At 64.9% G+C, this 609-nt stretch carries 1 protein-coding gene; it reads right to left on the reverse strand.

The genetic code is table 11. The features are described from left to right. Window positions 1-38: 38 nt before the first annotated feature. On the reverse strand, window positions 39-609 hold a 571-nt coding region (gene pdxH, locus OC610_RS28550), incomplete at its 5' end, for a pyridoxamine 5'-phosphate oxidase (protein WP_264433101.1).

The following is a 609-nucleotide window of genomic DNA, read 5'->3' on the forward strand; positions in this document are numbered from 1 at the left end:
CGGCAGCTCCTACAAAGCAGCTCCTACAAGGCATTCATTCAGGGCGCCAGGCGGCTGCGCTGCCAGGCGCCATTGCGCAGGCGGTAATCGAGACGATCGTGCAGACGATCGGCGCGGCCCTGCCAGAATTCGACCCGCTCGGGACGCAGGCAGTAACCGCCCCAATGCTCGGGACGTGGCACCGGTTGATCGGTGAAGCGCTGCTCGGTTTGCATCAACATGGCGTCCAGTGCAGCGCGGTCAGCCAAGGGGTGGCTTTGTGGCGAAGCCCAGGCGCCAAGACGGCTGGCGACGGACCGGGAATAAAAATAGGCGTCCGACAGCGCTGGATCGAGTTTGTGGACCTGCCCTTCGATGCGCACCTGTCGCTCCAGGGCCGGCCAGAAGAAGGTCATCGCCGCCCAGGGATTGGCCGCCAGGTCGCGCCCCTTGCCACTCTCATAGTTGCCGAAGAACGAAAAACCGTCTGAGCTGAAGCCCTTGAGCAGCAGCACCCGGCAATGGGGCCGGCCCTGCTCGTCCACCGTCGCCAGGGCCATGGCGTTGGCTTCAACCGGAGGGCTTTCGGTTTCGCGGGCCTGCTGCATCCAGACGTCGAACAGCGCCAGG

The organism is Pseudomonas agronomica (assembly GCF_025917275.1).
Taxonomy (GTDB): domain Bacteria; phylum Pseudomonadota; class Gammaproteobacteria; order Pseudomonadales; family Pseudomonadaceae; genus Aquipseudomonas; species Aquipseudomonas agronomica.